Source organism: Paraburkholderia sp. J69-1 (assembly GCF_905220255.1).
Lineage (GTDB): Bacteria > Pseudomonadota > Gammaproteobacteria > Burkholderiales > Burkholderiaceae > Paraburkholderia.
Genome location: NZ_CAJMZG010000037.1, coordinates 20,119 through 44,422, shown reverse-complemented (window position 1 = coordinate 44,422; position 24,304 = coordinate 20,119). Strand labels below are relative to the sequence as shown.

At 60.9% G+C, this 24,304-nt stretch carries 18 protein-coding genes and 2 pseudogenes; 8 read left to right on the top strand and 12 right to left on the bottom strand.

The features are described from left to right. A partial coding sequence (locus U5A67_RS38695; RefSeq protein ID WP_321818498.1) for a hypothetical protein occupies positions 1-213 on the top strand: 213 nt, incomplete at its 5' end. 195 nt (positions 214-408) lie between these two features. Next, positions 409-1,608: a tyrosine-type recombinase/integrase gene (locus U5A67_RS38690; RefSeq protein ID WP_321818497.1), complete on the top strand. Its 1,200-nt coding sequence runs from the start codon at positions 409-411 to the stop codon at positions 1,606-1,608. A gap of 370 nt (positions 1,609-1,978) precedes the next feature. Here the strand turns inward: U5A67_RS38690 and U5A67_RS38685 are convergent. From U5A67_RS38685 to U5A67_RS38645, 9 genes and pseudogenes are all read right to left on the bottom strand, one after another. Further along, positions 1,979-2,605, bottom strand: a pseudogene (locus U5A67_RS38685) (IS5 family transposase); the annotation flags it as partial. A 389-nt stretch (positions 2,606-2,994) separates the two neighbouring features. Next, entirely contained in the window at positions 2,995-3,870 is an 876-nt protein-coding gene (locus tag U5A67_RS38680; RefSeq protein ID WP_321818496.1) for a MurR/RpiR family transcriptional regulator, read from the bottom strand. After that, a complete protein-coding gene (locus tag U5A67_RS38675; RefSeq protein ID WP_321818495.1) occupies positions 3,867-5,039 on the bottom strand; it encodes a Gfo/Idh/MocA family oxidoreductase in 1,173 nt (390 codons plus the stop codon). The genes U5A67_RS38680 and U5A67_RS38675 overlap by 4 nt, the downstream gene beginning before the upstream one ends. 97 nt (positions 5,040-5,136) lie before the next feature. Beyond that, a complete protein-coding gene (locus tag U5A67_RS38670; protein ID WP_321818494.1) occupies positions 5,137-6,321 on the bottom strand; it encodes a porin in 1,185 nt (394 codons plus the stop codon). 100 nt (positions 6,322-6,421) lie between these two features. Continuing rightward, entirely contained in the window at positions 6,422-7,342 is a 921-nt protein-coding gene (locus U5A67_RS38665; protein WP_321818493.1) for a sugar ABC transporter substrate-binding protein, read from the bottom strand. Between the two features lie 139 nt (positions 7,343-7,481). Next, positions 7,482-8,501, bottom strand: a complete 1,020-nt coding sequence (locus U5A67_RS38660) for an ABC transporter permease (RefSeq protein WP_321818492.1) — start codon at positions 8,499-8,501, stop codon at positions 7,482-7,484. Then, positions 8,501-10,021, bottom strand: a complete 1,521-nt coding sequence (locus U5A67_RS38655) for a sugar ABC transporter ATP-binding protein (protein ID WP_321818491.1) — start codon at positions 10,019-10,021, stop codon at positions 8,501-8,503. Before U5A67_RS38655 ends, U5A67_RS38660 begins: the two co-directional genes overlap by 1 nt. 335 nt (positions 10,022-10,356) lie before the next feature. Next, a complete protein-coding gene (locus U5A67_RS38650) occupies positions 10,357-11,298 on the bottom strand; it encodes a sugar phosphate isomerase/epimerase (protein ID WP_321818490.1) in 942 nt (313 codons plus the stop codon). A 59-nt stretch (positions 11,299-11,357) separates the two neighbouring features. Beyond that, positions 11,358-12,377, bottom strand: coding sequence for a Gfo/Idh/MocA family oxidoreductase (locus U5A67_RS38645; protein WP_321818489.1), 1,020 nt, complete (start codon positions 12,375-12,377; stop codon positions 11,358-11,360). A 478-nt stretch (positions 12,378-12,855) separates the two neighbouring features. Between U5A67_RS38645 and iolD the strand changes: the two genes are divergently transcribed. From iolD to iolB, 4 genes are read left to right on the top strand one after another with little or no spacing between them, the layout of a single operon-like run. Next, positions 12,856-14,793, top strand: coding sequence for a 3D-(3,5/4)-trihydroxycyclohexane-1,2-dione acylhydrolase (decyclizing) (gene iolD, locus U5A67_RS38640; protein WP_321818488.1), 1,938 nt, complete (start codon positions 12,856-12,858; stop codon positions 14,791-14,793). 45 nt (positions 14,794-14,838) lie between these two features. Further along, on the top strand, positions 14,839-15,702 hold the full coding sequence (locus U5A67_RS38635) for a sugar phosphate isomerase/epimerase family protein (protein ID WP_321818487.1): 864 nt from the start codon (positions 14,839-14,841) through the stop codon (positions 15,700-15,702). A gap of 48 nt (positions 15,703-15,750) precedes the next feature. Then, positions 15,751-17,691, top strand: a complete 1,941-nt coding sequence (locus U5A67_RS38630) for a bifunctional 5-dehydro-2-deoxygluconokinase/5-dehydro-2-deoxyphosphogluconate aldolase (RefSeq protein WP_321818486.1) — start codon at positions 15,751-15,753, stop codon at positions 17,689-17,691. Continuing rightward, complete coding sequence (iolB, locus tag U5A67_RS38625) at positions 17,688-18,485, top strand: 5-deoxy-glucuronate isomerase (RefSeq protein ID WP_321818485.1); 798 nt, start codon at positions 17,688-17,690, stop codon at positions 18,483-18,485. Before U5A67_RS38630 ends, iolB begins: the two co-directional genes overlap by 4 nt. 90 nt (positions 18,486-18,575) lie before the next feature. On the opposite strand, the gene U5A67_RS38620 is transcribed toward iolB, so the two are convergent. From U5A67_RS38620 to U5A67_RS38610, 3 genes and pseudogenes are all read right to left on the bottom strand, one after another. Beyond that, a complete protein-coding gene (locus U5A67_RS38620) occupies positions 18,576-19,646 on the bottom strand; it encodes a LacI family DNA-binding transcriptional regulator (protein WP_321818484.1) in 1,071 nt (356 codons plus the stop codon). Then, complete coding sequence (locus tag U5A67_RS38615; RefSeq protein WP_321818483.1) at positions 19,643-21,091, bottom strand: sugar porter family MFS transporter; 1,449 nt, start codon at positions 21,089-21,091, stop codon at positions 19,643-19,645. Before U5A67_RS38615 ends, U5A67_RS38620 begins: the two co-directional genes overlap by 4 nt. Positions 21,092-21,448: 357 nt before the next feature. After that, positions 21,449-21,891, bottom strand: a pseudogene (locus U5A67_RS38610) (transposase); the annotation flags it as partial. A 314-nt stretch (positions 21,892-22,205) separates the two neighbouring features. Here U5A67_RS38610 and U5A67_RS38605 point away from each other — a divergent pair. Together U5A67_RS38605 and U5A67_RS38600 are read left to right on the top strand one after the other, a co-directional pair. Then, positions 22,206-23,945: a site-specific integrase gene (locus U5A67_RS38605; protein WP_321818482.1), complete on the top strand. Its 1,740-nt coding sequence runs from the start codon at positions 22,206-22,208 to the stop codon at positions 23,943-23,945. Continuing rightward, positions 23,942-24,196 carry a hypothetical protein gene (locus U5A67_RS38600; protein WP_321959814.1) on the top strand — a complete coding sequence of 85 codons (255 nt, stop codon included), beginning with the start codon at positions 23,942-23,944 and terminating at the stop codon, positions 24,194-24,196. Before U5A67_RS38605 ends, U5A67_RS38600 begins: the two co-directional genes overlap by 4 nt. The last annotated feature ends 108 nt before the right edge of the window (positions 24,197-24,304 follow it).

Below are 24,304 nucleotides of genomic sequence, written 5' to 3'. Positions count from 1 at the left end.
GTTTGCGCTGCGGTCTTGAAAACATGCGTTTTGCCGGGACCGGGGTATCCGAGAAGAACAACGTTGCGAACTAACTCAAGTGAACTGAATCGACGAATTCCGGCGCTGCGCCTCCGGCGCCTCGTGTCGGGTTCTGCATACCTGGCGATCGATCATACGAAGCAAATTCATGGCGCTTTGGGGATTCGTCAGATGTCGCCGGCCACGTTGTGAAATCGTGCCTCCGAAGGCTCATAGGATACGAGAGCTAACGATGTCTGCCGAGGCCAAGAAATCGTTAATAATTTGACGTATTACATTAAATTCCAACCACCAAACACCAAATACACGACATTAGGCCTATAATGTCGTGTAGTGTATAATGTGGCTTCTTTTCGATTGCGCGACGCCATCTGGAGTCATCCTGCCGTGAATTCCGCCGAAATAGTTGCGATCCAACCCGTCGAATCGCTTGTCGTCCCGACCGCACTTGACGGACGCACGGGTACGAATCGTGGCGACGCGAGCCAGTCCCAACTTTCAGCTGACAACGACCTCGATGCTGTTCGGGCGTGGCTCACGAACCACATCGACTCGAAGGCGACATTCGACAACTACCGCAAGGAAGCCGAGCGCCTGTTGCTTTGGGGTGTCGTTCAACTAGGCAAGCCACTTTCATCGCTCACGCATGAAGACTTGCTGCTATTCAAGGCATTTCTGGCCGACCCGCAGCCAGCGGATCGCTGGATTTCAGCCAACGGTGGTAAATACCCCCGTGGGGATGCCCGCTGGCGACCGTTCAACGGGCCACTCTCATCCGCGAGCCAGCGCCAGGCACTCATCATCCTCAACGCCATGTTCACCTGGCTAGTAAACGCCGGGTATTTGCGAGGCAACCCAATGGCGTTGCTGCGCCAGCGCGCCAAGCGATCCGCGCCTCGCATCACGCGATACCTTTCGATTTCGCTCTGGGATGAAGTCAAGGCCTTCGTTGAGCAGCTTCCACAGGAAACCGACACCGAGCGCGCCTACTACGCACGCTGCCGCTGGCTGACGACTTTGTTTTACCTGCAGGGCATGCGGATCTCCGAAGTCGCCAGCGGGCAGATGGGAAATTTCTTCCGGCGCCTTGGCGCAGATGGACGCGACCAGTGGTGGCTGGAAACGCTGGGCAAGGGCGAGAAGGAGCGCATCGTCCCTGCCTCGCTTGAGCTCGTCCACGAGCTCAAGCGCTACCGTGAGTCGATGGGCTTGTCCGCCCTGCCCACCCGGGCCGAAGAAACACCACTCATTTTGCCGTTCAGGGGAAAGGCGCGTTGCCTGTCGCGCTCGGCCGTGCATGACGCAATCAAGAGCGTATTCAGCGGTGCCGCAAGCTGGTTACGCGGCCAGGGTCCTGAATTTTCGGACCGAGCCGATGAGCTTGAGCGAGCCTCCGCGCACTGGTTGAGACACACGGCCGGCTCACACCAGGCCGACGGTGGCGTCGATCTTCGGACAATCCGTGACAATCTTGGGCACGTCTCGCTGAATACGACGAGTTTGTACTTGCATACGGAAGATGATGAACGCCACCGCGAGACGGTCAACCGGCACCAGATGAATTGGAGTGGGACTAAGAACGGCTAACACAAGTCATCCCGTGCGACGCGTGTCGCCGTCCGCCGGACGCAATTCGGCAAAGTAGTGGATGGCAAAGCTCTTCTCTGCCTTGTCATACTCAATAGCAGTTGCCTACTCGGACGTGCGTGACTGGTAACGATCGGGTTCGAAGCTCCGAGGACAACGCACCCAACAATACGGCGGTTCACCCGGGTGACCGGGAAGGAATCGGCGTTGACAGGTACCGCATGCATAACGTACGTGAACTGCTGACAGAATCCTCGTTATTGTGAAAGAGCCCAAGCTGCTGTTGGCTCTGACCAAAACGTACATGGCTGGATACGTCTTTTTGATGTGGACGTACGTTGTCCTAAGGCCATCGGTGAAGAGACAGCTGCTAACCGGACAGGCCCGAAAGCCCTCGGGTCGGCAGGGATGGGAACGCGGGAATCCTCTCGAAGCGTGAACAGATAACGGCAGCAGCCAAAGATAGCAAGGCAAAGTGAATGTCGAGACGTCGCTCGAACCGAATGCGCAGTTTGCCGAAGCCGGCAAACCACGCATGCATGCGTTCGACCACCCAGCAAAGCCGTCCGAGCCGCTCCTTGCTGTCTACGCCGCGACGGGCGATGCGTGCCGTGATGCCGCGCCGCGTCAGGTGCGCCGACAGCGTGCAAAGTCATAGCCATTGTCCGCATGCAACTTGCCTGGACGTTTTCGGGGCTGACCATTCAGGTCCGACACTGCCGGAATGGCATCGAGCGTGGATTCGAATGCCATCGAGTCATGCCGGTTAGCACCCGTGACCGTGATGACCAGAGGAATGACGCGCACATCTTCGACCATGTGCCGTTTCGATCCGAGCTTGCCCCGGTCGGTCGGGTTCGGGCCGGTCTCCTACACTGGTCGCATCGAGGCTCGCCCGTTCCCAATCAATCTGGTCATGCTCACGCAACTGGCGAAGCATCGCCAGATGCAGTTGTTCCCACACGCCTGCGGCCTGCCAATCCCGCAGCCGTCGCCACTGACTTTCATCAATGACTATCGACTGCGATCGTTACGTGTCGACAACGTCAAGCTGCCTGCTTTGCCCTCGTGCGACTCGCTGCTTCACTGCCTGCCATCAGAGAATAGGCTTTCGCCTTAGCCGCGGCCGCATTGCGTTCCTTGACATGACCGAAGCCACGGGCTGTTTGCGGCAACTTCACCAGTTCAAATGATGCCCGCAACTGGAGCTCACCTAGGCCTTCTGACAGCAATAGAACCCATCCAAGGGGTCAGCAGGGCATTTCCGAACGCCCAGATTTCATGACTTATCCTAAAACCCAATCCCGAAACCGAAAGATCTCAGTAAGAGTCGTATTGGATGGAATGCTCTCGATCACGCGTTGCGGGCAGTCCGCTGCGTCACGCTCAGTCGCTGGCGCATTTAGACACAAGTGCGCTTGGCAAAGTACAGTGAGTGGAACGGGTGTATCCAGCTCCTTCCGCTATTCTCCTGTCTAATGCAACGTAGATCACTTGTGCCAGGCTGATAGCAGTTGCCACCGCGCGTAGGCAGCAGTCTGTCGCGTCATGAAACGTAAGCGACACGTCTGCACTTCGCATCAAGAGGCTCATCGGATTGCCAGAAAGAACGGCGAGTTGCGCACCGTGCTTCACACCATCTTTCACGATGCCGAGTGTCTCCTGCGTATCTGCTCCCAGCGTAAGTGCGAAAATCAAATCGCCTTTGCGTATGGCGTTCGCGTGATTAGCATGCAGGTTTTCAAATCCGCCTAACAGATACGCTTGAACACCTACACGCCTTAGCCCTTGCTCCAGATACACCGCAACAGGAAAGGCTTCTCTGGCACCTACGATCCAGACAACCTCCGCCTCTTTGACCAAATCGACAGTTCGTTCGAGCGAGGCGCGATCCAACATCTGCCGCAGATTACGCAGCTCCACGATATTGTGATCCAGCACGCTAGTTGCAACCGTTGACATCAGATTCTCTTCGGCTTCGTGATTCGGGTCTGCCGACCTATCGCTCCACCACTGTCTAAACAGCGCCCGCATCTCTGCGAATCCGGAGAAGCCGAAATGCTGCGCGAAACGCACTATGGCTGAAGGCTGAACCCCGCAGCGCCCTGCGAACTGCCGGATATCCCAGTGAGCCAGCTGCTCGCGATAACGCTCTACATGACGTGCGATCAACTTCAGGCGCGCACTCAGTGCAGGATACTCGCGACTCACCTCGTCCAGAAGCTCTTCTACCGTTTCTGGACACTTTGTCGACGCATTCACGCCGCGCTCTCCGGAAACATCAGCGGGAACGGATCCGGACGTAAAAAGGTCGTCTCCACTGCGACACTACGGCCGCTCCGTGCCGACGCCAGAATGCCATCCATCACCTCCTGCACATGCAGCGCCATCGCGGCGCTGGCTCGCGGAGCGCGCTCCCCGGCGATCGCATAAGCCATATCCACGAGGCCAATTCCCCGGCTGTTTTCCCTATGGCTCGTTTCGTTGAATCGATGTTCGATTGCAACGTCCTCCCAATCGCTCAACGAAACGCCACTTCTCGGCAGGTCCTTCCAACGATAATTGCGGCGCGTTCGCAGCAGCACTCGGCCGCCGAAGATATTCGGACCGTCGCACGGATCGGGGTCACTCATACAGAGCGTGCCGGCATCTCCATAGATTTCCAGCCGCGGCAACGCTGAGTCCCACACGTCGTAACTGAATATAAGGCTGCAATGCGCACCCGATTCGAATTCGAGCATTGCCGAAACGTGAGTTGGCTCCTCGACCTTGAAGAGCTCGCCTGCTCGCGGGGCGCTTTCGACTACGCGCTCGGCGGAACTCATGCTCGCGATGGCGCTGCATCTTCTTACCGGACCGAGCAGCGACGCGAGCGCGCTCAGATAATACGGCCCGATATCGAGCAACGGCCCGCCGCCGCGCTGATAGATGAACGCCGGATCCGGATGAAACCATTCCGGCCCGCGGCTGACGGCAAATGCCGTCGCGCCGAAGACGCGCCCAATCGTGCCCGCATCGATCAGCTTTCTGAATGTCTGTAATCGTCCGCCAAGAAAGGTATCCGGTGCACAGGCAACGTAAAGCCCTTTGGCATGCGCCATTTCGACAATCCGTTTGCCTTCATCGAAAGTCGTGCCAAGCGGCTTTTCGGAGTAGACATGCTTTCCAGCGCACAGAGCGGCCAGTGTGAGTTCCGCGTGCACCTGCGGCACCGTGAGATTCAGCACGATGTCGATGTCAGCGTCGGCGAGCAATTCATCGGCGCTCGCGTAGGCGCGTTCAATGCCGTGATGGCGCGCCTTTTCCAGTGCTTTTTCGCGCTCACGCCCGGCGCATCCTAGCACGTTGACGATCGGATATTTGCGCAGGTTGGCGATATAGACATCGCTGATATCACCAATACCGAGCACGCCTACGTTGAATCTACGCATCTGCACTCCCGTTTGAAAGCAAAAAGCGCCGCGGAATGCTGTTCCGCGGCTTCGTCCCGTGCGTTGATTACTCACTCAGCGACACATGACCGGTCAATCAGAATTGCGTCGCCACGCCCGCAAAGACACCGAATTGCCCGTGCCCGTAATTCGGATTCGTGCTCGACGCATTGCCATTGACGGGATCGTCGTTGACGTTCGCGCCATAGTTGCCGCCGTTGAGCCCGAGATTGGACGTCGAGCTGTTATGCAGGTAACCGAATTCCGTGTAGAGACGCGTGCGCTTAGAAAGCAGGTACGCGCCCGATAGCGTATACATCGTGGCGTTGCCATTGCCTTTATTGGCGTTGGCGTGATAAACGGCGCCGGTGATATAGGTGGCGGGCGTCACGGCCCATTGCGCGCCCACCCACCCGTTGTCGACCGCCGTCGGCAAGCCCACGCCGCCGGGCTGTGCGGTAGGCGTGCTGGTACCGAAGTAGCCCGCATTGGACGCATCGGGCGCGCTCAGGTGCTGATAGCCGGCGTATAGCGTCACCGGCCCCCAGGCATACGACCCCGCGGCGAAGATCGAGCGAGAAGCGAGATACACGTTGCTGAACTTGCCGTTGCCGTCGCGAACCTCGTCGTACACGACCTGCATGTCGACCTGGTGAGCGTTATACTCCAGCTTCACACCGTCGGTGCGGCCCTGCGAACTGCCCAGCCCCGTCGATGTACCGGCCTGACCCGGCGCGGTGCCCGGATTGCCGGAATTCCACTTCGTCGAATTGGTGAGGTTGTATTGCGCCTGCACCGTAAAGCCGCCGAAGCTCGGCGTTTTGTATTCGATGCCGTTGGCCGCCTGCGGGAACATCCGTCCGCGCACCAGCGTGCCGAATGAATACTTCTGCGTCTGCTGCGGATCGAGCACGCCCGCATACTGAAGCAGTTCGCTCGCGCCGAAGTTGCCGAGCCTGAACGAGCCATAAGCGTCGTTGCTCATGCCAACGGTGGCTTGGCCCTCGAAGAATGAGCCATTGGCATAAGACCCGTTCTGCGTATTGAGGCGCGACTCGAGCTGAAAATTCACGAAGGTGCCGCCGCCAATGTCCTCGCTGCCCTTCAAGCCAAAACGTGACTCGCCCCAGTCACCCGATTCCGCGGAAAGGCGATGACCACCCGCGAATCCCGTTTCATATTGCACGCCGTTGTCGACAATGCCATACAAGGTCACGCTGCTCTGCGCATTTGCCGCTGCGGCAAAGCCCATCGTCAACGAAACGATCGCCAAACGCTTCATTTACTCCTCCGTTTATAGATTTTATTTTCGGCGGCCGATTATTTGATCAGCCATCCGAATTTATTAAAACAAAGAGATTGATTCAATCAGACCTTCACGGCTACTTCAAATACATGCCGACGTTGTCGTGCGTAACCGATTCGAACGGAACGATGACCTCAGCCGGAGCGGGTTTGCCGCTCTTGAGCGTTTCCACGACCTGATACGCCGCGACCGCCTGGCCCTTCGCATTCTGGAAGATCGTCTGCGACATATCGCCCGCCTGGATCGCATGCAATGCGTCGCCGGTGCCGTCGACGCCCGAAATCATCACGCCTTTCAGACGCCCTGCCGTCTTCAACGCTTCCAGCGCGCCCAACGCCATCTGGTCATTCGCCGCGACAACGGCATCGAACTTCGGATAGCGCTCGACCCAGTCTTCGGTCACTTTCATACCCTCGGCGCGGTCGTAGTCTGCGGGCAGATTCGAAAGAATCTTGACGTCGGAACGCTTAGCCAGCGTTTGCGTGAAGCCCGCGAGCCGCTCCTTCGAGTGATAGAGACCCGGAGTGCCCTGCAAATACAGCACTTGCGCGTTCTTCGGCAGTTTCGCCGTCATGAACTCGCCTTGCAGACGGCCTGCATCGAAATTCTTCGAGCCGACGAAGGTGTACTTGCCGCCCGCCGATTGAATGCCTAGGGCGATAACCGGAATACCGGCCTTGTTCGCGCGCTCGACACCCGGCACGATGCCCTGGTAATCGACCGGCACGATCACGATCGCATTGACCTTCTGCGCGATGAAATTGTCGATCTGGTCGAGTTGGCGGCTGACGTCGCCATTTGCATCGGTATAGATGACGCTCAGGTCGGGGTCCGACTTCACCACGTTGCCGAAAGCAGTCTTACGGCTCATCGTGAAGACGTCGGTATCGGCGAGATTCGTGTAGCCCACCACGAACTTCTTGTCTGCCGCAGACGCACTGCCCGCCACGATCATCAATCCCATGGCGACTACCGCCACGCGTGTCCATGCTTTCATGTGCTCCTCCGAGTTCCGGAATGATTTTGATTGCGCTCTGAAAAACTAACGTCACTCTGAAAAACTAACGTCAAGCTGTTCCCCGCATTGACTCACTACCTCGGCAGCAACGGCGCGGGGCCCCGTGTGCCGTCAAAGATCACGTCGTTTGTGGCTTGCGTTTCGCGCCGCTTTGTTTAGTCTTCACGTCGAGAATCACGGCAACGGCGATGATCAAACCCTTCGCAATCTGCTGCCAGTAGGAACTAACATTCAGCAGATTCAGAATGTTGTTGATGACGCCGATAATCAGCGAGCCGATCATCGACCCCATGATCGTTCCCGTGCCGCCCATCAGACTCGTTCCGCCGACGACCACTGCGGTAATAGCGTCGAACTCATAGCCGACACCACCTGCCGGTTGTCCCGAATTGATGCGCGACATCAGCACGATGCCGCCCACAGCAGTGAGAATGCCGCTGTAGACGAAGGCCATCATCGTCACCTTGCGGGTGTTGATACCTGATGCCAGCGCGGCCTTGCTGTTGCCGCCCGTCGCGTAGACGTAGCGGCCGAATTTCGTGCGATTGAGCAGCACCCACGACGCCAGCAGCACGGCGATCAGGATCAGCACCGAGATGGGCACCGGGCCCACCGAGCCTTGACCGATCACGCCGAAATTGCCGAGCCCGCTGACAGGTACGCCGCTGGTGTAGAGCAGCACACCGCCGCGCGCCACCGTGGTCATGGCAAGTGTCGTAATGAACGACGGAATGCCGAACTGCGTAACCACGAAACCGTTGACGAAACCCACCACGATGCCCATCGCCACGCCCGCCGCCACGGCCAGCGCAATGCTGCCGGTCGCGGACATCACGCTCGCCGCAATCGTGCCGGTCAGCGCCACCACTGCGCCCAGCGACACGTCGATCTGCCCGAGAATGATGATGAAGGTCACGCCGGTCGCCAGCAGACTCACCACCACCACCTGACGCAAAACATTCGTCAGATTCGACACGCTGAGAAAGGCGTCGCTGACAAACGATGCGAGCACTACGATGCCAACGAAGATCAGCACAGTGCCGTATTTTCGGTAAATCGACGCGAGACTCGTGCCCTTGAATTTCGATACCGCGCCTTCGCGCGGCGACAAGGTTTTATCGTTCATGCTGTTCAACATCACTGACCTCCGGTAGCCAATTTCATGATCCGTTCCTGCGTCGCTTCGCTTCGATCCAGTTCCCCGGTGACCGCGCCTTCGTGCATCACGATCACGCGATCGCTCATGCCGAGAATCTCCGGCAATTCCGAGGAAATCATGATGATGGCGAGCCCTTCTTGCGCGAATTTCGACATCAGCCGGTGAATCTCCGACTTCGAGCCGACATCGATACCGCGTGTCGGTTCGTCGAGAATCAGCACGTTGAGATCGCCCAGCAGCCATTTCGCAATGACGATCTTTTGCTGGTTGCCGCCGCTCAATGTACCGGTCGTCGTCGTGAGATCTGCGGTCTTGATCTTCAGCATCTCGCGCATCTCGCGGGCGGCCGCGCGCTCGCGCGTCGCATCGATCAGCCCGCGCTTCACGAACTTGCCGAGATTGGCAAGCGCGATGTTTTCCTGCACCGAGCGGCACAGCACGAGACCTTCGCCCTTGCGGTCCTCCGAAACCATCGCAATGCCGCGCTTGATCGCGCTGGCGCTGCTTTTCAGTTTCAACGCCTCGCCTTTCAGCACGATCTGGCCTTCGTCCAGCGCATCGAGGCCGAAAATCGCGCGCGCGACTTCCGTGCGCCCCGCGCCAATCAGTCCCGCCAGTCCGACGATTTCACCGCGCCGCACCGCGAAGTTGATATTGCGGAACACACCGTGGCGCGTGGCATTACGTACTTCGAGCACTGTTTCGCCGATCTGCGCTTCGGCTTTCGGGAAGATGCTGGAGATCGTACGGCCCACCATCTGCGCGATGAGTTTCGACTCATCGTAAGCGCTGGCCGGGCCGGAATCGACATAACGGCCGTCGCGGATGATGGTGATGTCGTCGGCGATCTGGAAGATCTCGTCCATTTTGTGGCTGATATAGATAATCGCCACCCCACTCGCTTTCAGATCGCGAATCTGCGCGAACAACATATTCACTTCGGTATCGCTGATCGCGGAGGTCGGTTCGTCCATGATGATGAGCGACGCGCCACGCGAAATTGCCTTGCTGATTTCGATGAGCTGCATGCCCGCGACGCTCAATTCGCCCATCTTTTGCCGGGGATCGTATTTCAGCCCCAGGCGGTCGAGCAGCGCACGGGTATCGCGCTCCATGCGACCGAAATCCACGAAGGACTGCGCAAGCGGACCGGCGCCTCTAAGCGAAGGTTCACGCCCGAGGAAGATGTTTTCGGCAATGCTCATATCGAGCACCGGGCTCAATTCCTGATGGATCATCGCCACGCCCATTTCGAGCGCCGCTTTCGGGCCGCGCGGCACAAATGGCGCACCGCGAAAGCGGATTTCGCCGCTGTCGACCTGATGCTCGCCGCTTAATATCTTCATCAAGGTCGATTTTCCCGCGCCATTCTCGCCAACGAGCACATGGGTCGTGCCCGGCCGCACTTTCAGACTGACCTTGTCCAGCGCGAGCACACCTGGAAATGACTTCGTGACCTCGCGCATTTCCAGCACATAGTTTTCCTGCTCTAAAGCCATAGCCCTGCTCCTCACAGGCGCGCGACCTCAACCTCGATTCGCTGCTGCACCGAGACGCGGACGCGTCGTGCGATTCGAGGTGTTGTCAAACGCGCGAATACACATCGCCACCGGGCAGGCCTGAGCGGCCTGCTCGAACACGTGCGAAAGGCTTTGTACGGCGTTCGCCAGTTATCAGAGGCGATGAGAAAGGTGTGGAATCTGCCAGCGGCAAACACGGGATTGAATGCAGTACATGGGCTGTCTCCGATTATTTCTAATTGTGAGTTTTCTTTTATTGCCGGGCGGCGTTGATTCGATGAGATCGAACATCCGCTGCGCCCGGTTTGCTGCCCTTAGCGGCTGATAGTTTGCTTGAGCGCGTCGATAGAGGTGGTAATACCCGCTTCCACCGACATCGTCAGATCTTCCATTTCCAGCGATACCCAGTCGTTGTAGCCCGTCATGCGGACGACGGAGAAGAATTCTTTCCACCACTGGAGATCCTTGCCACATCCCACCGCAACATAGTTCCAGGCACGGCGGCCCACGTCCTCGACCGGCTTAGTTTCGAGCAGGCCATTCACGTCGACCATGCCGCGCTCGAGGCGCGCGTCCTTGCCGTGTACGTGGTGAATCGCATCGCCCAGTGCGCGCGCGGCGGCAATCGGGTCCGCGCCCATCCAGATCAGGTGGCTCGGGTCTAGATTCAGACCCACCATCGGCCCAACAGCGTCGCGCAAACGGAACAGCGTTTCGGGGTTCCACACCAACATCGCGCTGAAGTTTTCCAGCGCGAACTTCTCGACGCCGCATTCAGTCGCCTGCTTGACAAGCGACTTCCAGTACGGAATCGCGACGTCGTTCCATTGGTATTCGAGGCATCCCTTGAGCGTCGCTGGCCAGCTCGTAGTGTAGGTAATCCAGTTCGGCACGCGGTCATCAGGACTCGCGGGCGGCAAACCGCTCATCGTCACGATCTTCTTCACGCCGAGTTCGCCGGCAAGACGAATGGTCTTTTCGATATCGGCCTTGTGTTTCTTGCCCAGATCGCCGACATCGAGCGGATTGCCCGAGACGTTGAGCGCGGCCATCTCCATGCCCCGGCTTTCCAGCGCGGCGCGCAGCGCGCGTCGTTTTCCGGCGTCCGCGAGCAGTTCGTCGGTGCGCAGATGGGGCGCGGACGACCAGCCGCCGGTCGTCATTTCCACCCCGAAAACCTCCATTTCGCACAGCTTGTCGAGCATCTGCTCAAACGGCAGGTAGCCGAGGCTGTCAGTGCAGAATGAGAGCTTCATTGTCTTCTCCGTGTTTCATTCGCTATTCGATTGTTGTGCAGGCAACGTTGTCGCTGCGCTCAAGCGTCGCAATACAGCGCCGGCTTTTCCTTGAGCGCCACGCGGACCTTTTCGCCGCTTTGCTGCGCCGCTACACCGGCTTCGCAGCAGGCCGCCGTCGCGTAGCCGTCCCATGCGGAAGGACCGTCGATCGTGCCGCGCCGCGCCGCATCCACCCACGTTTTCAGTTCGAGATCGAAGGCCGCGCGAAAGCGCTCGACGAAGCTCGGCGTCACCTTGCCGCCCCAGCTTCCGGCGCTGCGCACATAGGGGCCGCCGTCGTTGCCGATATTGACGATGCCGTCTTCGAACACAGCCTGCGCCGCGACCTGATAACCGAATTGCGCATTCACGAAGATTTCGACATCGGCGAGAACACCGCTGGCCGTTTCGATCAACACCTGCTGCGGATCGTGCTGGCCGGGATGTGCGTGCCGCGTCGGACGGCCCAGGCGTACCTGCACCGAAGCAATCTCTTCGCCGGTAAGAAAGCGGATACCGTCGAACTCATGCACCACCGAATCGTTCACCAGCATCTGGCTCGTGAAATTAGGCGGCGTCGTGCCATTGCGGTGCGAGAAATGCAGCAGCAACGGATCGCCCAGTTCCTTCGACGCGATGAGATTGCGCAGTTGGCGGTATTCGGCGTCGAAGCGGCGCATGAAGCCCACCTGAATGAGCTTGCGGTCAAGCCGGCATTCGGCCTCCACCACGCGCCACGCAGACTGCGCATCGGGTGTGAGCGGCTTTTCGCAGAGCACCGGCAAGCCGTGTTCGAGCACCTGCAACAAGGTCTTTTCGTGAAGAAAGCCCGGCGTTGCAATGACCACCGCGTCAGCCAGCTCTTTGGCAAGCACCTGTTCGAGATCCGCTACGCCGATTGCACCCGGCGCTTTCTGCGCGACCTGTTTCGCCCGCTCGATATCGACGTCGACCACGGCGGAGACTTCCGCACCCACGATCCGGTTGGCGATTCGCTCGACGTGATCCGCGCCCATGAGGCCCGCGCCCACGACTGCCACACGAAGCTTGCTTTTCATATATCGGTATCCTGATTATTGGTCTATCGTCCCCACGCAATCCCGCGGGGCCTGTGCGTCGTTCGCTTCATGGAGCCGAAGTTTAGAGACGCGCCCTAAGCCCGCAACAAGAAAAATGACCATAAATGGTCACATGCCGCAGCATTTTTTCTTGGCCTTGAAACGCGCGTTGACGGCATTCGGCCATTGCGCCCGATTCGTGCAGGAATCTCGCCTGGCAATTGACCATAAATGGTCAACATTTCGGTTGTCGCCCCAGCCGCGCTCCCCTAACTTTGTCGACGAAAGCACGAAACGCCGCGCCCCAGGCGAGCGTTCCAGGCAAAGAAAAAATGTTGGAGACAGCCAGTGACCAGATCACCTTCCGCTTCCTTTCCCCAGGCATGCGATTCGGCGGCGCGTTCAAGCGCACGCTGAATCCCGTATCGACACTTCGCGTCTCCTCCCAAACGCACTTCAATCACCGTACGGATCTCTCATGGGTCATATCAGGCTAACGATGGCGCAGGCGCTCGTTCGATTTCTCGACAATCAATATGTCGAGGTCGACGGCCAGCAGACGAAATTCGTCAAAGGCGTGTTTGCCATCTTTGGGCACGGCAACGTGCTTGGGATCGGGCAGGCGCTCGAACAGGACCCCGGTGAGCTGGTCGTGCATCAGGGCAGAAATGAACAAGGCATGGCGCACGCAGCGATTGGCTTCGCGCGCCAGATGCGGCGTCACCAGATCTATGCGTGTACTTCGTCGGTGGGTCCGGGCGCAGCGAACATGGTGACGGCGGCCGCCACCGCTACCGCGAACCGCATCCCGCTGCTGCTGCTGCCCGGCGACGTGCATGGCGGTCGCCAGCCCGATCCGGTGCTTCAGCAAATCGAGCAGCCACACGATCTGTCGATCAGCACCAACGACGTGTTTCGCCCGGTCAGCAAGTACTGGGATCGCATCGCGCGCCCCGAGCAGTTGATGAGCGCGTGCATCAACGCCATGCGTGTGCTGACCGATCCGGCCGATACCGGTGCGGTAACGCTCTCGCTCCCCCAGGACGTGCAGGCCGAAGCGTTCGATTACCCCGACTACTTCTTCGCGAAGCGCGTGCATCACATCGAGCGCCGCCCGCCCGCGCCTGCGGCCATCGCGCGTGCAGCCGCACTCGTGGCGCAGAAGCAGCGTCCGCTGCTGATCTGCGGCGGCGGCGTGCGCTATTCGGGCGCGGCAAAAGCGCTGCTCCAGTTTGCCGAACGCTTCGGCATTCCGGTTGCACAGACACAAGCCGGTAAAGGTGCGATCGCATGGGGTCACCCGCTCAATCTGGGCGGCATCGGCGAAACGGGTTCACTGGCCGCCAATGACCTCGCGCGCAATGCCGATCTCGTCATTGGCGTGGGCACACGCTATACGGACTTCACCACGGCTTCGAAGTGGCTGTTCCAGCGCCCCGATGTGCAGTTCGTCAATCTGAATGTGAGCGGTTTCGATGCGGGCAAGCTCGATGGCGTATCGGTCGTGGCCGACGCCGCGCTGGCCCTCGCCGCATTGGCCGAAGCCTGCGAAGGCAGCACGTTCGAGCCTGCGTATCGAAGCGAAGTGGCGGACGCCATCGCACGAATGCGCGCCGAAGAAGAACGCGTTCACGCAGTGCACTACACACCGAACGCATTCGTGCCTGAAATTGACGATCACCTCGATCGCGGCGTGCTGGAAGAATTCGCGCGCCTGACCGGCTCAACGCTGACGCAAACGCAGGTGCTGGGACGGCTCAACGAAAAGCTGACAGCGAGCGACGTCGTCGTGGCCGCGGCAGGCAGCCTGCCCGGCGATCTGCAACGTATCTGGCGCGCGCAAGGCGAAGACAGCTATCACGTCGAGTACGGCTATTCGTGCATGGGCTACGAGATCAACGCCGCGCTGGGCGTGAAGCTCGCCGAGCCGCAAAAGGAAGTGTTCGCCTTCGTGGGCGACGGCTCCTACATGATGCTGCACTCCGAACTCGTCACCTCCATCCAGGAGCGCCGCAAGATCAATGTGCTGCTGTTCGACAACATGACGTTCGGCTGCATCAACAACCTGCAGATGGAACACGGCATGGGCAGCTTCGGCACCGAGTTCCGCTTCCGCGACACAGCCGGGAGCGGACTCACGGGTGGCTTCGTGCCCGTCGATTTCGCCGCCAATGCCGCCGCGTACGGCTGCAAGACCTACACCGTGAAGTCGTTGGAAGAGTTGGACGCCGCGCTCGACGATGCGCGCCGCCAGAACGTCTCGACGCTCATCGATATCAAGGTGTTGCCGAAGACCATGGTTCACAAATACGGCTCGTGGTGGCACGTGGGCGTGCCGGAAGTGTCGTCGAGCAGCAGCGTCGATGACGCTGCGCGCCGCATGAAAGAGGCGCTCGCCCGCGCCCGCCGTTACTGATCGCTCATCCATCGCACTCCCTCATACCTCACATCAGGAACCCGCATGCGAATCGCTCTCGATCCTTATATGTATCGCCATCTGCCGCTTCCGAAGATGGTCGAGAAAGTGGCCGAACTCGGCTACGAATACATCGAACTCTCGCCGCGCGAAGATTTTCTGCCCTTCTACAAGTATCCGCGCGTCGACAAGGCGCGCGTGCGCGAATTCAGGCACGCGCTGCGCGACACCGGCGTGAAGCTTTCCTCGCTGCTGCCGCTCTATCACTGGTCGCATCCGGACGAAACCATGCGCGAAGCCGCCGTACGCAACTGGAAGCGCGCGATCCAGGTCGCCGTCGACATGGAATGCGATCTGATGAACACCGAGTTCAGCGGCCAGTCCGACAATGCGCTCGTGTGCGAAAACCAGTTCATGCGCTCGATGGAAGAACTGCTGCCGGTGTTCGAGCGCGAAGGCATTAAGCTCGACATTCAGGCGCATCCGTACGACTTCTGTGAGCGCAACAACGAATCGGTGGACATCATTCGCGGCCTCGACAAGCCGTGGCTCAACTATCTGTATGCGGTGCCGCACACCTACTTCTACGACGACGGCAAGGGCGATATCGCCGCGATGATCGAGTACGCGAAACCCAAGCTCACGCACCTGATCATCGCCGATACGTATAACCATCGCGCGTCGTCGAACCTGCGCTACATCGTCAATCCGCCGGGCGTAACCGCCACCGTGCACCAGCATCTGGACATCGGCCAGGGCGAAATCGACTGGGACACGTTCTTCCGCTCGGTGCGCGACATCGGCTTCGACGGCATCGCCACGGTCGCGGTCTTCGCGTGGGAAGAACGCGCCGACGAATCGTCGCGAATGATGCTCGATGCCGTGAAGCGCGGTCTCGGCCTCGTTTGAAGCCGCACGCTCGCCATTTCGATCAACACCTAAACTGGAACTCTTATCGTGCAAACCCCGACCTTCGCGCCCGAACGTCCGCTCGACGTGATCTGTCTTGGCCGGCTTGCGGTCGATCTCTACGCGCAACAGATCGGCGCGCCGCTGGAAGACGTGAGCAGTTTCGCCCGCTATCTGGGTGGTTCGTCCGCCAACATCGCTTTCGGCTGCGCGCGTCTGGGCCTGAAATCGGCCATGCTCTCGCGCGTGGGCAACGACCATATGGGCCGCTTTCTGCGCGAAGCGCTGGTCCGCGAGGGCTGCGACGTCAGCCATATCAGCACCGATGAGCAACGCCTGACTGCGCTCGTGCTGTTAGGCCTTAAGGATCGCGAGACGTTTCCGCTGGTGTTTTACCGCGAGAATTGCGCCGACATGGCGATCGACGAAACCGACTTCGACGAATCGTTCATCGCGTCCAGCCGCGCGCTGCTGATCACCGGCACGCATTTCTCCACGCCGCAGGTTCATCGCGCGAGCATGAAGGCGCTGGAATACGCACGGCGCAATAACGTGCGCACGGTGCTGGACATCGACTATCGCCCGGTGCTTTGGGGCCTCACCGGCAAGGCTGACGGTGAAACACGCTTTATCGCCGATGGCAGCGTGAGCGAGCATCTGCGCAGCATTCTGCCGATGTTCGATCTCATTGTCGGTACCGAGGAGGAATTCCGCATCGCGGGCGGTTGCGACGACGTGCTGGACGCGCTGCGCATCGTGCGCCGCGCGACGGCCGCTACGCTCGTGGTCAAGCGCGGACCGTTGGGCTGCGCGATCGTCGATGGGGCGATCCCCGAGTCGCTCGACGATGCCCGCAACTATCGCGGCGTACAGGTCGAAGTGCTCAATGTACTGGGCGCGGGCGACGCGTTCATTTCGGGCCTTCTCAAAGGCTGGCTCACGGGCGCCGATGAAGCCACCTCATGCGCCTACGCGAACGCGTGCGGCGCACTGGTGGTGTCGCGCCATGCCTGCGCGCCCGCCATGCCCACGCCCGCCGAACTCGATTACTTCCTCGCCAATGCTGCGAACATGCAGCGTCCCGACCGCGATGCGGCGCTCACGCATCTGCACCGCGTGAGTCCGGCGCGGCGCGAGTGGGACGAAGTGCTCGGTTTCGCGTTCGACCATCGCGATCAGCTATTCGCGCTCGCGCAGCAGGCTGGCGTGGACGAAGCGCGCATTTCGGCGCTCAAGCAATTGTTCGTGCAGGCCGTCGCTGAAACGGAAGCTGAACTGGGCCTGCAAGGCAAGATGGCGGTCCTGATCGACGACCGCTACGGCCAGGATGCGCTCAATGCCGCAACCGGCCGCGATTGGTGGATCGGCCGCCCGGTGGAATTGCCCGGCTCCAATCCGCTGCAATTCGAACATGGCCGCTCGGTGGGAACGGCGCTCGTCTCCTGGCCGCGCGAGCACATCGTAAAGTGCCTCGTTCAATATCACCCCGACGACGAAGACACGCATCGCATCGAACAGGAACGCCAGCTATGCGCGCTCTACGACGCCGTGCAGGCGAGCGGCCATGAGCTGCTGCTCGAAGTGATTCCGCCGAAGGATCGCCCCAACCCGCCCGGACTGATCGTGCGCGCGCTGGAGCGGCTCTACGACCTCGGCATCCAGCCCGACTGGTGGAAGCTGGAATCGCCGCGCGCCGACGAATGGCGCGAGATCGACGCGCTGATTGAGCAGCGCGACCGCTGGTGCCGTGGCGTCGTGCTGCTCGGCCTGAATGCGCCCGTCGAACGGCTCGCGGACGGCTTCGTCGCCGCCGCCGCCAGCCGCACCTGCCGCGGCTTCACCGTCGGACGCACGATCTTTTTCGAGCCCAGCCGCGCGTGGCTCGAAGGCAAGCTCGACGACCGCGGCTTGATCGACGCGGTGCGCAAAAACTTCGAAGCGCTGATCCGCCTCTGGAGACAATCGCGTCCGCAAAAGGAGGCCGCATGAGCGAGTTGATCGTCAAGGGAAAGCAGACGGGCCGCGATATCGCCACCGTGACGCCTGAAAGCGCCGGCTGGCGTCACGTGGGTTTTGCCGCGAAGCGGCTCGCGCGCGGCGAGCGCTTCGCACTTGATACTGGAAACGCCGAGTTGTGCGTGGTGGTGCTCACCGGCATCGTCACGGTGTCGACGCCCGAGCGGCGCTGGCGCGAGATTGGCGGGCGGCGCAACGTGTTCGAATCGCGCTCGCCCTACGCGGTGTATCTGCCGCCGCACCAGGCCGTCTCCATCGAAGCGCACGATGACGCCGAAGTCGCACTGTGCAGCGCGCCGGCGACGGGCCAGCACGAGGCGCGGCTGATCGAACCTACGTCGATGGCGCGCTCGGTGCGCGGCAGCGGCACGAATACGCGCTATGTGTGCGACATTCTTCCGCAAAGCCAGCCTGCCGAATCGCTGCTGGTGGTCGAAGTGGTCACGCCTGCGGGGCATTCGTCGAGCTACCCGCCGCACAAGCACGATGCCGATGCGATTCCCGAGGAGAGCTTTCTGGAAGAGACCTACTATCACCGCATCGATCCGCCGCAAGGCTTCGCGTTCCAGCGTGTCTATACCGATGCACGCGATATCGACGCCGCTTACGCCGTCGAGAATCACGATGTGGTGATGGTGCCGCGCGGCTATCATCCGGTCACCGCGCCGCACGGCTACCACAGCTATTACCTGAATGTGATGGCGGGCCCCAAGCGCGTTTGGCACTTCAGGAACGACCCCGCACACGAGTGGATGCTGGCGAAGTAAACGTAAAAAGGTGGCGGACAGCCTGCGCTGACCGCCACCGCTTTCAAACACGCTTTTAAACCCGCCTTAAATCGAAACCGGATTGCAGCTTTAAAGCGTCGACGGCAAGTACGGCGCCTGCCGCAGGTTCGCCAGACAGAACACGCCGAACTCGACCGGCCCGACCGGCGGCGAATCCGCCAGCACACCGCACGCGTGCAAAAGATGCTGCAAGGCCGAAATCACCTGTGCATCCGGGTTCTGATCGATGACGATATCCATGGTCCCTTCTTCGATGAAGGTGCGATGCTCGTCGAGCATCTCATGACCGATCCACACCACCTTGCCCGCCGCGCCAAACTCGCGCAGCGCCGCCGCAATGCCCGGCGAGCCGTAACCACTGTTGTAGATGCCCGCGAGATCGCCCTGCTTCAGCGCACGCGACACGGCGCGATAGCACGCGTCCGCGTTATCCTGAGTTTCGATTTCCGCGCCTTGATATTCGAGCTCGGTAGGCATCGCGGCCAGCGCCTCGCAAAAGCCCGCCATGCGGTCGCGATGCGCGCCGAAGCTCAAACCGCCGCACAGTTTCAGCACGCGTCCCTGCCCGCGAGCGAGACGTCCGATGAAATAGCCCGCCGTGCGCCCGGCCCGCACGTTATCGATGCCCGCGAAGTGCACGCGCGGCACGCCCGTGATATCCGTCATCAGCGTGACGACCGATTCGCCGCGCGCCGCTGCGGCTGCAAGCGCGTCGCGCACGGGCTGCGTGTCGCGCGCAGTCAGCACCAGGCCCGCACGCTTGTAGCGCGAACGGGAAATCGCCTCGACCACGGCGGCGTCGGACTCGGGCAGGATTGTCCGATGCAGCACGATGCGTTTGTCGATGATCTGCGCGGAACGCTGCCATGCGGCGAGTAAACGGCGAAAAAACGGCGTGTCGCCGTGAGAAAGCAAGACGTCGATATGGATGAGCCCGTGCCGCACATCGGGCAGCACGCGGCGCACGCCTAGCCGGCGCGCCGCTGCAATCACGCGCTCGCGGGCGGACTCCGATACGCTGCCGCGCTCGTTGAGCACGCGATTCACCGTGGCTTCGCTCACGCCCGCTTCAGCGGCGATTTCAACAAAGCGCGCGTCGCGTTTGCGGCGCATGCCCGGTGCTGCTGCACGTTCGGTCATCGTGTCGTGCTCCCCGCGTGCTCGTACTGCGCCTGAAAATGCGCCTCGATTGCTTCAAGACTGCGGCCCTTCGTTTCGGGCAGGCTGCGGTGGATGAACGCGATCGACACCACGCCCAGCGCGGCGAACAGGAAGAAGGTATTGGCAATGCCGACATGCGCGACCAGCGACGGAAAGCACAGGCCGATCGTGAAGTTGACGAGCCACAGCGTGCAGCCCGCCACGCCCCCCGCAAAACCGCGAATCCGCAGCGGAAAGAGTTCCGCGAGCAGCACCCAGCTCACCGGTGCGATCAGGGCCTGCATGAAGGTGAGAAAGCCCACCATCGCCGCGAGAATCAGCCCGGCGCGCAGAAACGAAACCGGCAGCAGCACCGAAAAGAGCCCGATCATCAGCAGCGACAGCGTCGTGCCCGCAAGACCCAGCAGGAACATCGGCCGGCGTCCGATCTTGCCGAGCGCGTAGATGCCCGCGCAGGTCGCCAGCACCGAAATCGCACCATTGGCGACGTTGGCGATCAGCGCAGTTTCGCGGCCAAAGCCCGACTTCGTGAGAATCTGCGTGCCGTAGTACATGATCGAATTGACACCGGTGGCCTGCATCACCACTGCTACGCCCAGGCCGATGAAGAACACGCGGCGAATCCACGGCGTCGACAGTTCGGCCAGCACACGGCGGCCCGTCTGGCGATGCTGAGCGCCCGCGCGACGGATTTCGGCAAGTTCCGCCTCTGCCTTGCGCGCTTCGCGCACACGGCGCAGTACTTCGAGCGCATCGGCGAAACGGCCTTTGGATGCGAGCCAGCGCGGGCTTTCCGGCATCGCCAGCATGCCGAGCCACAGCGCGACGGCAGGCAGCGTCGCGACCACCAGCATCCAGCGCCAGATCCCATGCGCGCCGCCCCAATGGTTGCCGATCACGGCGTTGAGGATAAACGCGAGCATCTGCCCGGACACGATCATCAGCTCGTTTTGGGTCACGATCTGGCCGCGCCGGCTGGCGGGCGCCATTTCCGCGAGATAGGTCGGCACCGCTACCGACGCCCCGCCGACCGCAAGCCCCAGCACGAAGCGCGCGATCACGAGCATCGTCACGGTGGGCGCGAAAGTGCAGGCGAGCGTGCCGGCGAAGAACGCCACCGCGAGCGTCATGATGCTGGTGCGGCGCCCGAATCGATCTGAGAGGTGGCCGCCGATGACTGCGCCAAGCGCGGCGCCAAGGAGAAGAAAGCTGGTCACCATGCCTTCGGTCAGCGGCGTGAGACCGAAGTCGCGCTTCATGTAAGCGAGCGCTCCGTTGATAACTCCGGTGTCGTACCCGAACAGCAGACCGCCGAACGTGGCCACAAGGGTAACCAGGCGGACATAGCGGGATATCCGGTCCGTTTCGGACGTGTCGGATTGGGCAAAGTCGCCATTTATCGGCGCCTTGTAAGAGTTTTGCATGTCGTCTCCGTACTTTTTTGTGCACAGCATTGTTAGCGATGCCGTCCTCGTCAAACAACCGGGCGGGGCAACGCTGCGCTGCTGTTCGCGCTCAGGCCGATCCGGTGAGAAATCGGTCGCAGTCCATGGACAAAAGTAGTGAAACTTTACGTCCTCGACAACGCAAATTGTGACCATTTGTGGTCATAACCTGATGGCTCTTGTTGAAGTAGGCGCTTACAGCAGTCCTGGTCAGGCTCGAATCAAAAATCACGAGTTCTGAGCGGCAAGACAACCCGCCGGAAACCAGCCTTATGTCTGCTGATAAACCAGTTCCCAAAGCGGAAAATCATTAGGCAACATGCGCCACGGCGCACGCTTCAACGAGCCCCACGCCAATCTCGCGTACTTTGCGGTGGCAATCGCGATGGCAGCTCGCCAGTAGCCGCGGCGCTCGACCAAGGTTCGGACACACCGGCTGAAGCGACCTGCTTCTCGCCGATACGGGCAAGAACGGCGCAGGTGCCGTTGACCAGCAGGCCACGTAGATAGGCGTCGCCCGCATTCGTGATAATGCCCAGCCGCGCCTTACCGCCACTGCTGTATTGACCGGGCGTGAGTCCGATCCATGCGTTTACCTGTCGGCCGTTTGTGAAATAGTGCCCGGCGCCGATACTGGCGAGCAACGCGCTGGCCGTGGTTGGGCCGGTGTCGCGCAAGTGCATCAGCCTCTTGGTGCGTGCATCTTCACGCGCGATCTCGGGGATCGCACGATCGTAGTCGAGCATGCGATCCTCGATATGGCCAGCAAGCTCGAGCAAATACAGTTGCTCCGGGGAGAATCCACGTGTATTTCGCGCTTGCTGTGCAGAGACCTCATTTCCTTCCGCCGAAACGGGATGGCCCTGACTACACACGATGGAGGTCGCCTCGCTGATCAAGATTTGAGCAAGCCAACATGAAATCAAGGATCAGGGGTTGCAAAACTGGGGTGGACCATAGATTTACTTGCAATTTAGACCCAAATTTATTTGCGTGAGCGGCCAAAGTTTTCCTTAGAAATCGAAACTTGACACGACTATTAGGATAATCCTTATTATCATAATGTATGTATTTATACAGTAAACTCGTCTGTATGAAAACGCGTCACACCTCGCTACCCGCACCGCCCCGTCCAGACGATCACAGTCCGTCTGGCTTTCCCGATGCCGCCGAACTCGCCGCACTCCGCGCCTGGTATGCGGGTGTCGCCGTGCGGCCCGCGGTCGAGCGCTACCTGCCCTCAGCGCTGGGGGACGGAAAATCGGCGCGCGGCGTGCTCGGGCGCATCCGGCGCCGGCTGGTGTCGCTCGCGCATGCGGCCCATCGCGAGGATCTGGCGGCCCTCTTCGATCACCCTGCGAACGAACGCACCCGGCACGCAAAAGCGGTCGCCCAGGCCATCGATGCCCTGCGTACCGTCCGGCCGCCCGAGCCGCAGATCGCCGACGAGATCGCCCAGTGGTTCGCGCCGCGCGCCGTACGGGTGCTACAGGCGTATGGCATCACGACACTCGCGGATCTCACCGTGCGCATTCCGCGACGCCGCCAGTGGTGGAAGGTCGTGCCGGGTCTCGGTGCGGCCAGCGCCCGCGCCATCGAGGCCTTCTTCGCCGCGTGGCCAGCGCTCACGGAAAAGGCGCGTGCGCTGATCGTGGCCAGCCGGCAAGGTCCCGTCGTGCCGTGGGAGTCGATCAGCCTGCCGCATGAGGTCGATGGTTCCGAAGGCACCTTCCGCGCGCCCGCGGCCACCTGCACGCTGGACGCAAACAACGACTATCAGGCGGTGCAAACCTGGCTCGCCCTGCACGAGTCGCCTGCGACGCAACGCACCTACCGCAAGGAAGCCGAACGGCTGATCCTGTGGGCCATCGTCGAACGCGGACGGGCACTGTCGTCGCTCACCACCGAGGACGCGATCGCCTACCGCGCGTTCCTGCGCCATCCCTCGCCACACGCCCGCTGGATCGGGCCGGTTCGCCCGCGCACCTCGCCCGACTGGCGGCCGTTCAATGGGAGTCTGTCCGCGCGTTCGGTCGCGCACGCGCTGTCGATCCTGGGCGCGCTTTTCCGCTGGCTGATCGAACAGCGCTATGTGCTGGCCAATCCGTTTGCGGGTGTGAAGGTCCGCGACGCGACGGGATCGAATGTCCTCGATGTCTCGCATGCGTTCAGCGAAGGGGAATGGACGCTCGTGCGGACGATCGCGGACGGGCTGGAGTGGTCGTCCGAGGGGTCACCGCGCTGGTCAGCGCCCGCTGCGCAACGGTTACGCTTCCTGCTGGATTTCGGGTACGCGACGGGACTGCGTACTAGTGAGCTCGTCGGCGCCACGCTCGGCCACGTCGAGACTGATCCACGCGGCGACACCTGGCTGCGCGTGACGGGCAAGGGCAAGAAGCTGGCGCGTGTGGCGCTGCCACCGCTCGCCTGGGAGGCACTGGCGCGCTATCTGGCCGAACGCGGCCTGCCCGTCACGCAGTTGCACTGGCGCCCGGAAACGCCGGTCATCGGCAGTCTCGAAACGGACAGCGCCGGTGCAGCGGGGGCAAGCATCAGCAGCGTGCGCCTGTGGATGGTGATGCGCCGTTTTTTCCTGCTGGCCGCAACGGCGATCGAGGCGGATCACGCACCACTCGCGGAAAAACTACGCCGGGCGAGTCCCCACTGGATGCGGCACACTCATGCCACGCACGCGCTCGGCCGCGGCGCGGAACTGACGACCGTGCGTGACAACCTGCGGCATGCCTCGGTATCGACCACGTCGATTTATCTGCACAGCGATGAGGTCAAGCGGGCACGGCAGATTGGGGATGCGTTCGCCGGACGGAAGTGAAGACTTTCCTGTTTGGACTGAATGGCGAGTGCATGATCCACGACGGCCGCAGTGAAGCTGCGGCGATCGCCTGCCTTACCCCGCTTACGATACGAAATGCGAAGCCGCCGGGTGAGATGGCGACATTTTCCATCAACGCGACGCGCGACATCTCCATCGACGAAGACGTCGCCTCATTGACTATTCCCACTCGATCATCAACAGCTCGCCTAACCCCGCATGGTCAAAGGGATTGGCGGCGATTGACTTGAGGCTTTACCGTCGCTTTTACCGTCACCGCCGCAAACCTTTTACTGGCGCGGGAGATGGAGCGACTGGCGAGGCGACGACTCCGGCGCCCCCGAATCAATCATTTCTGA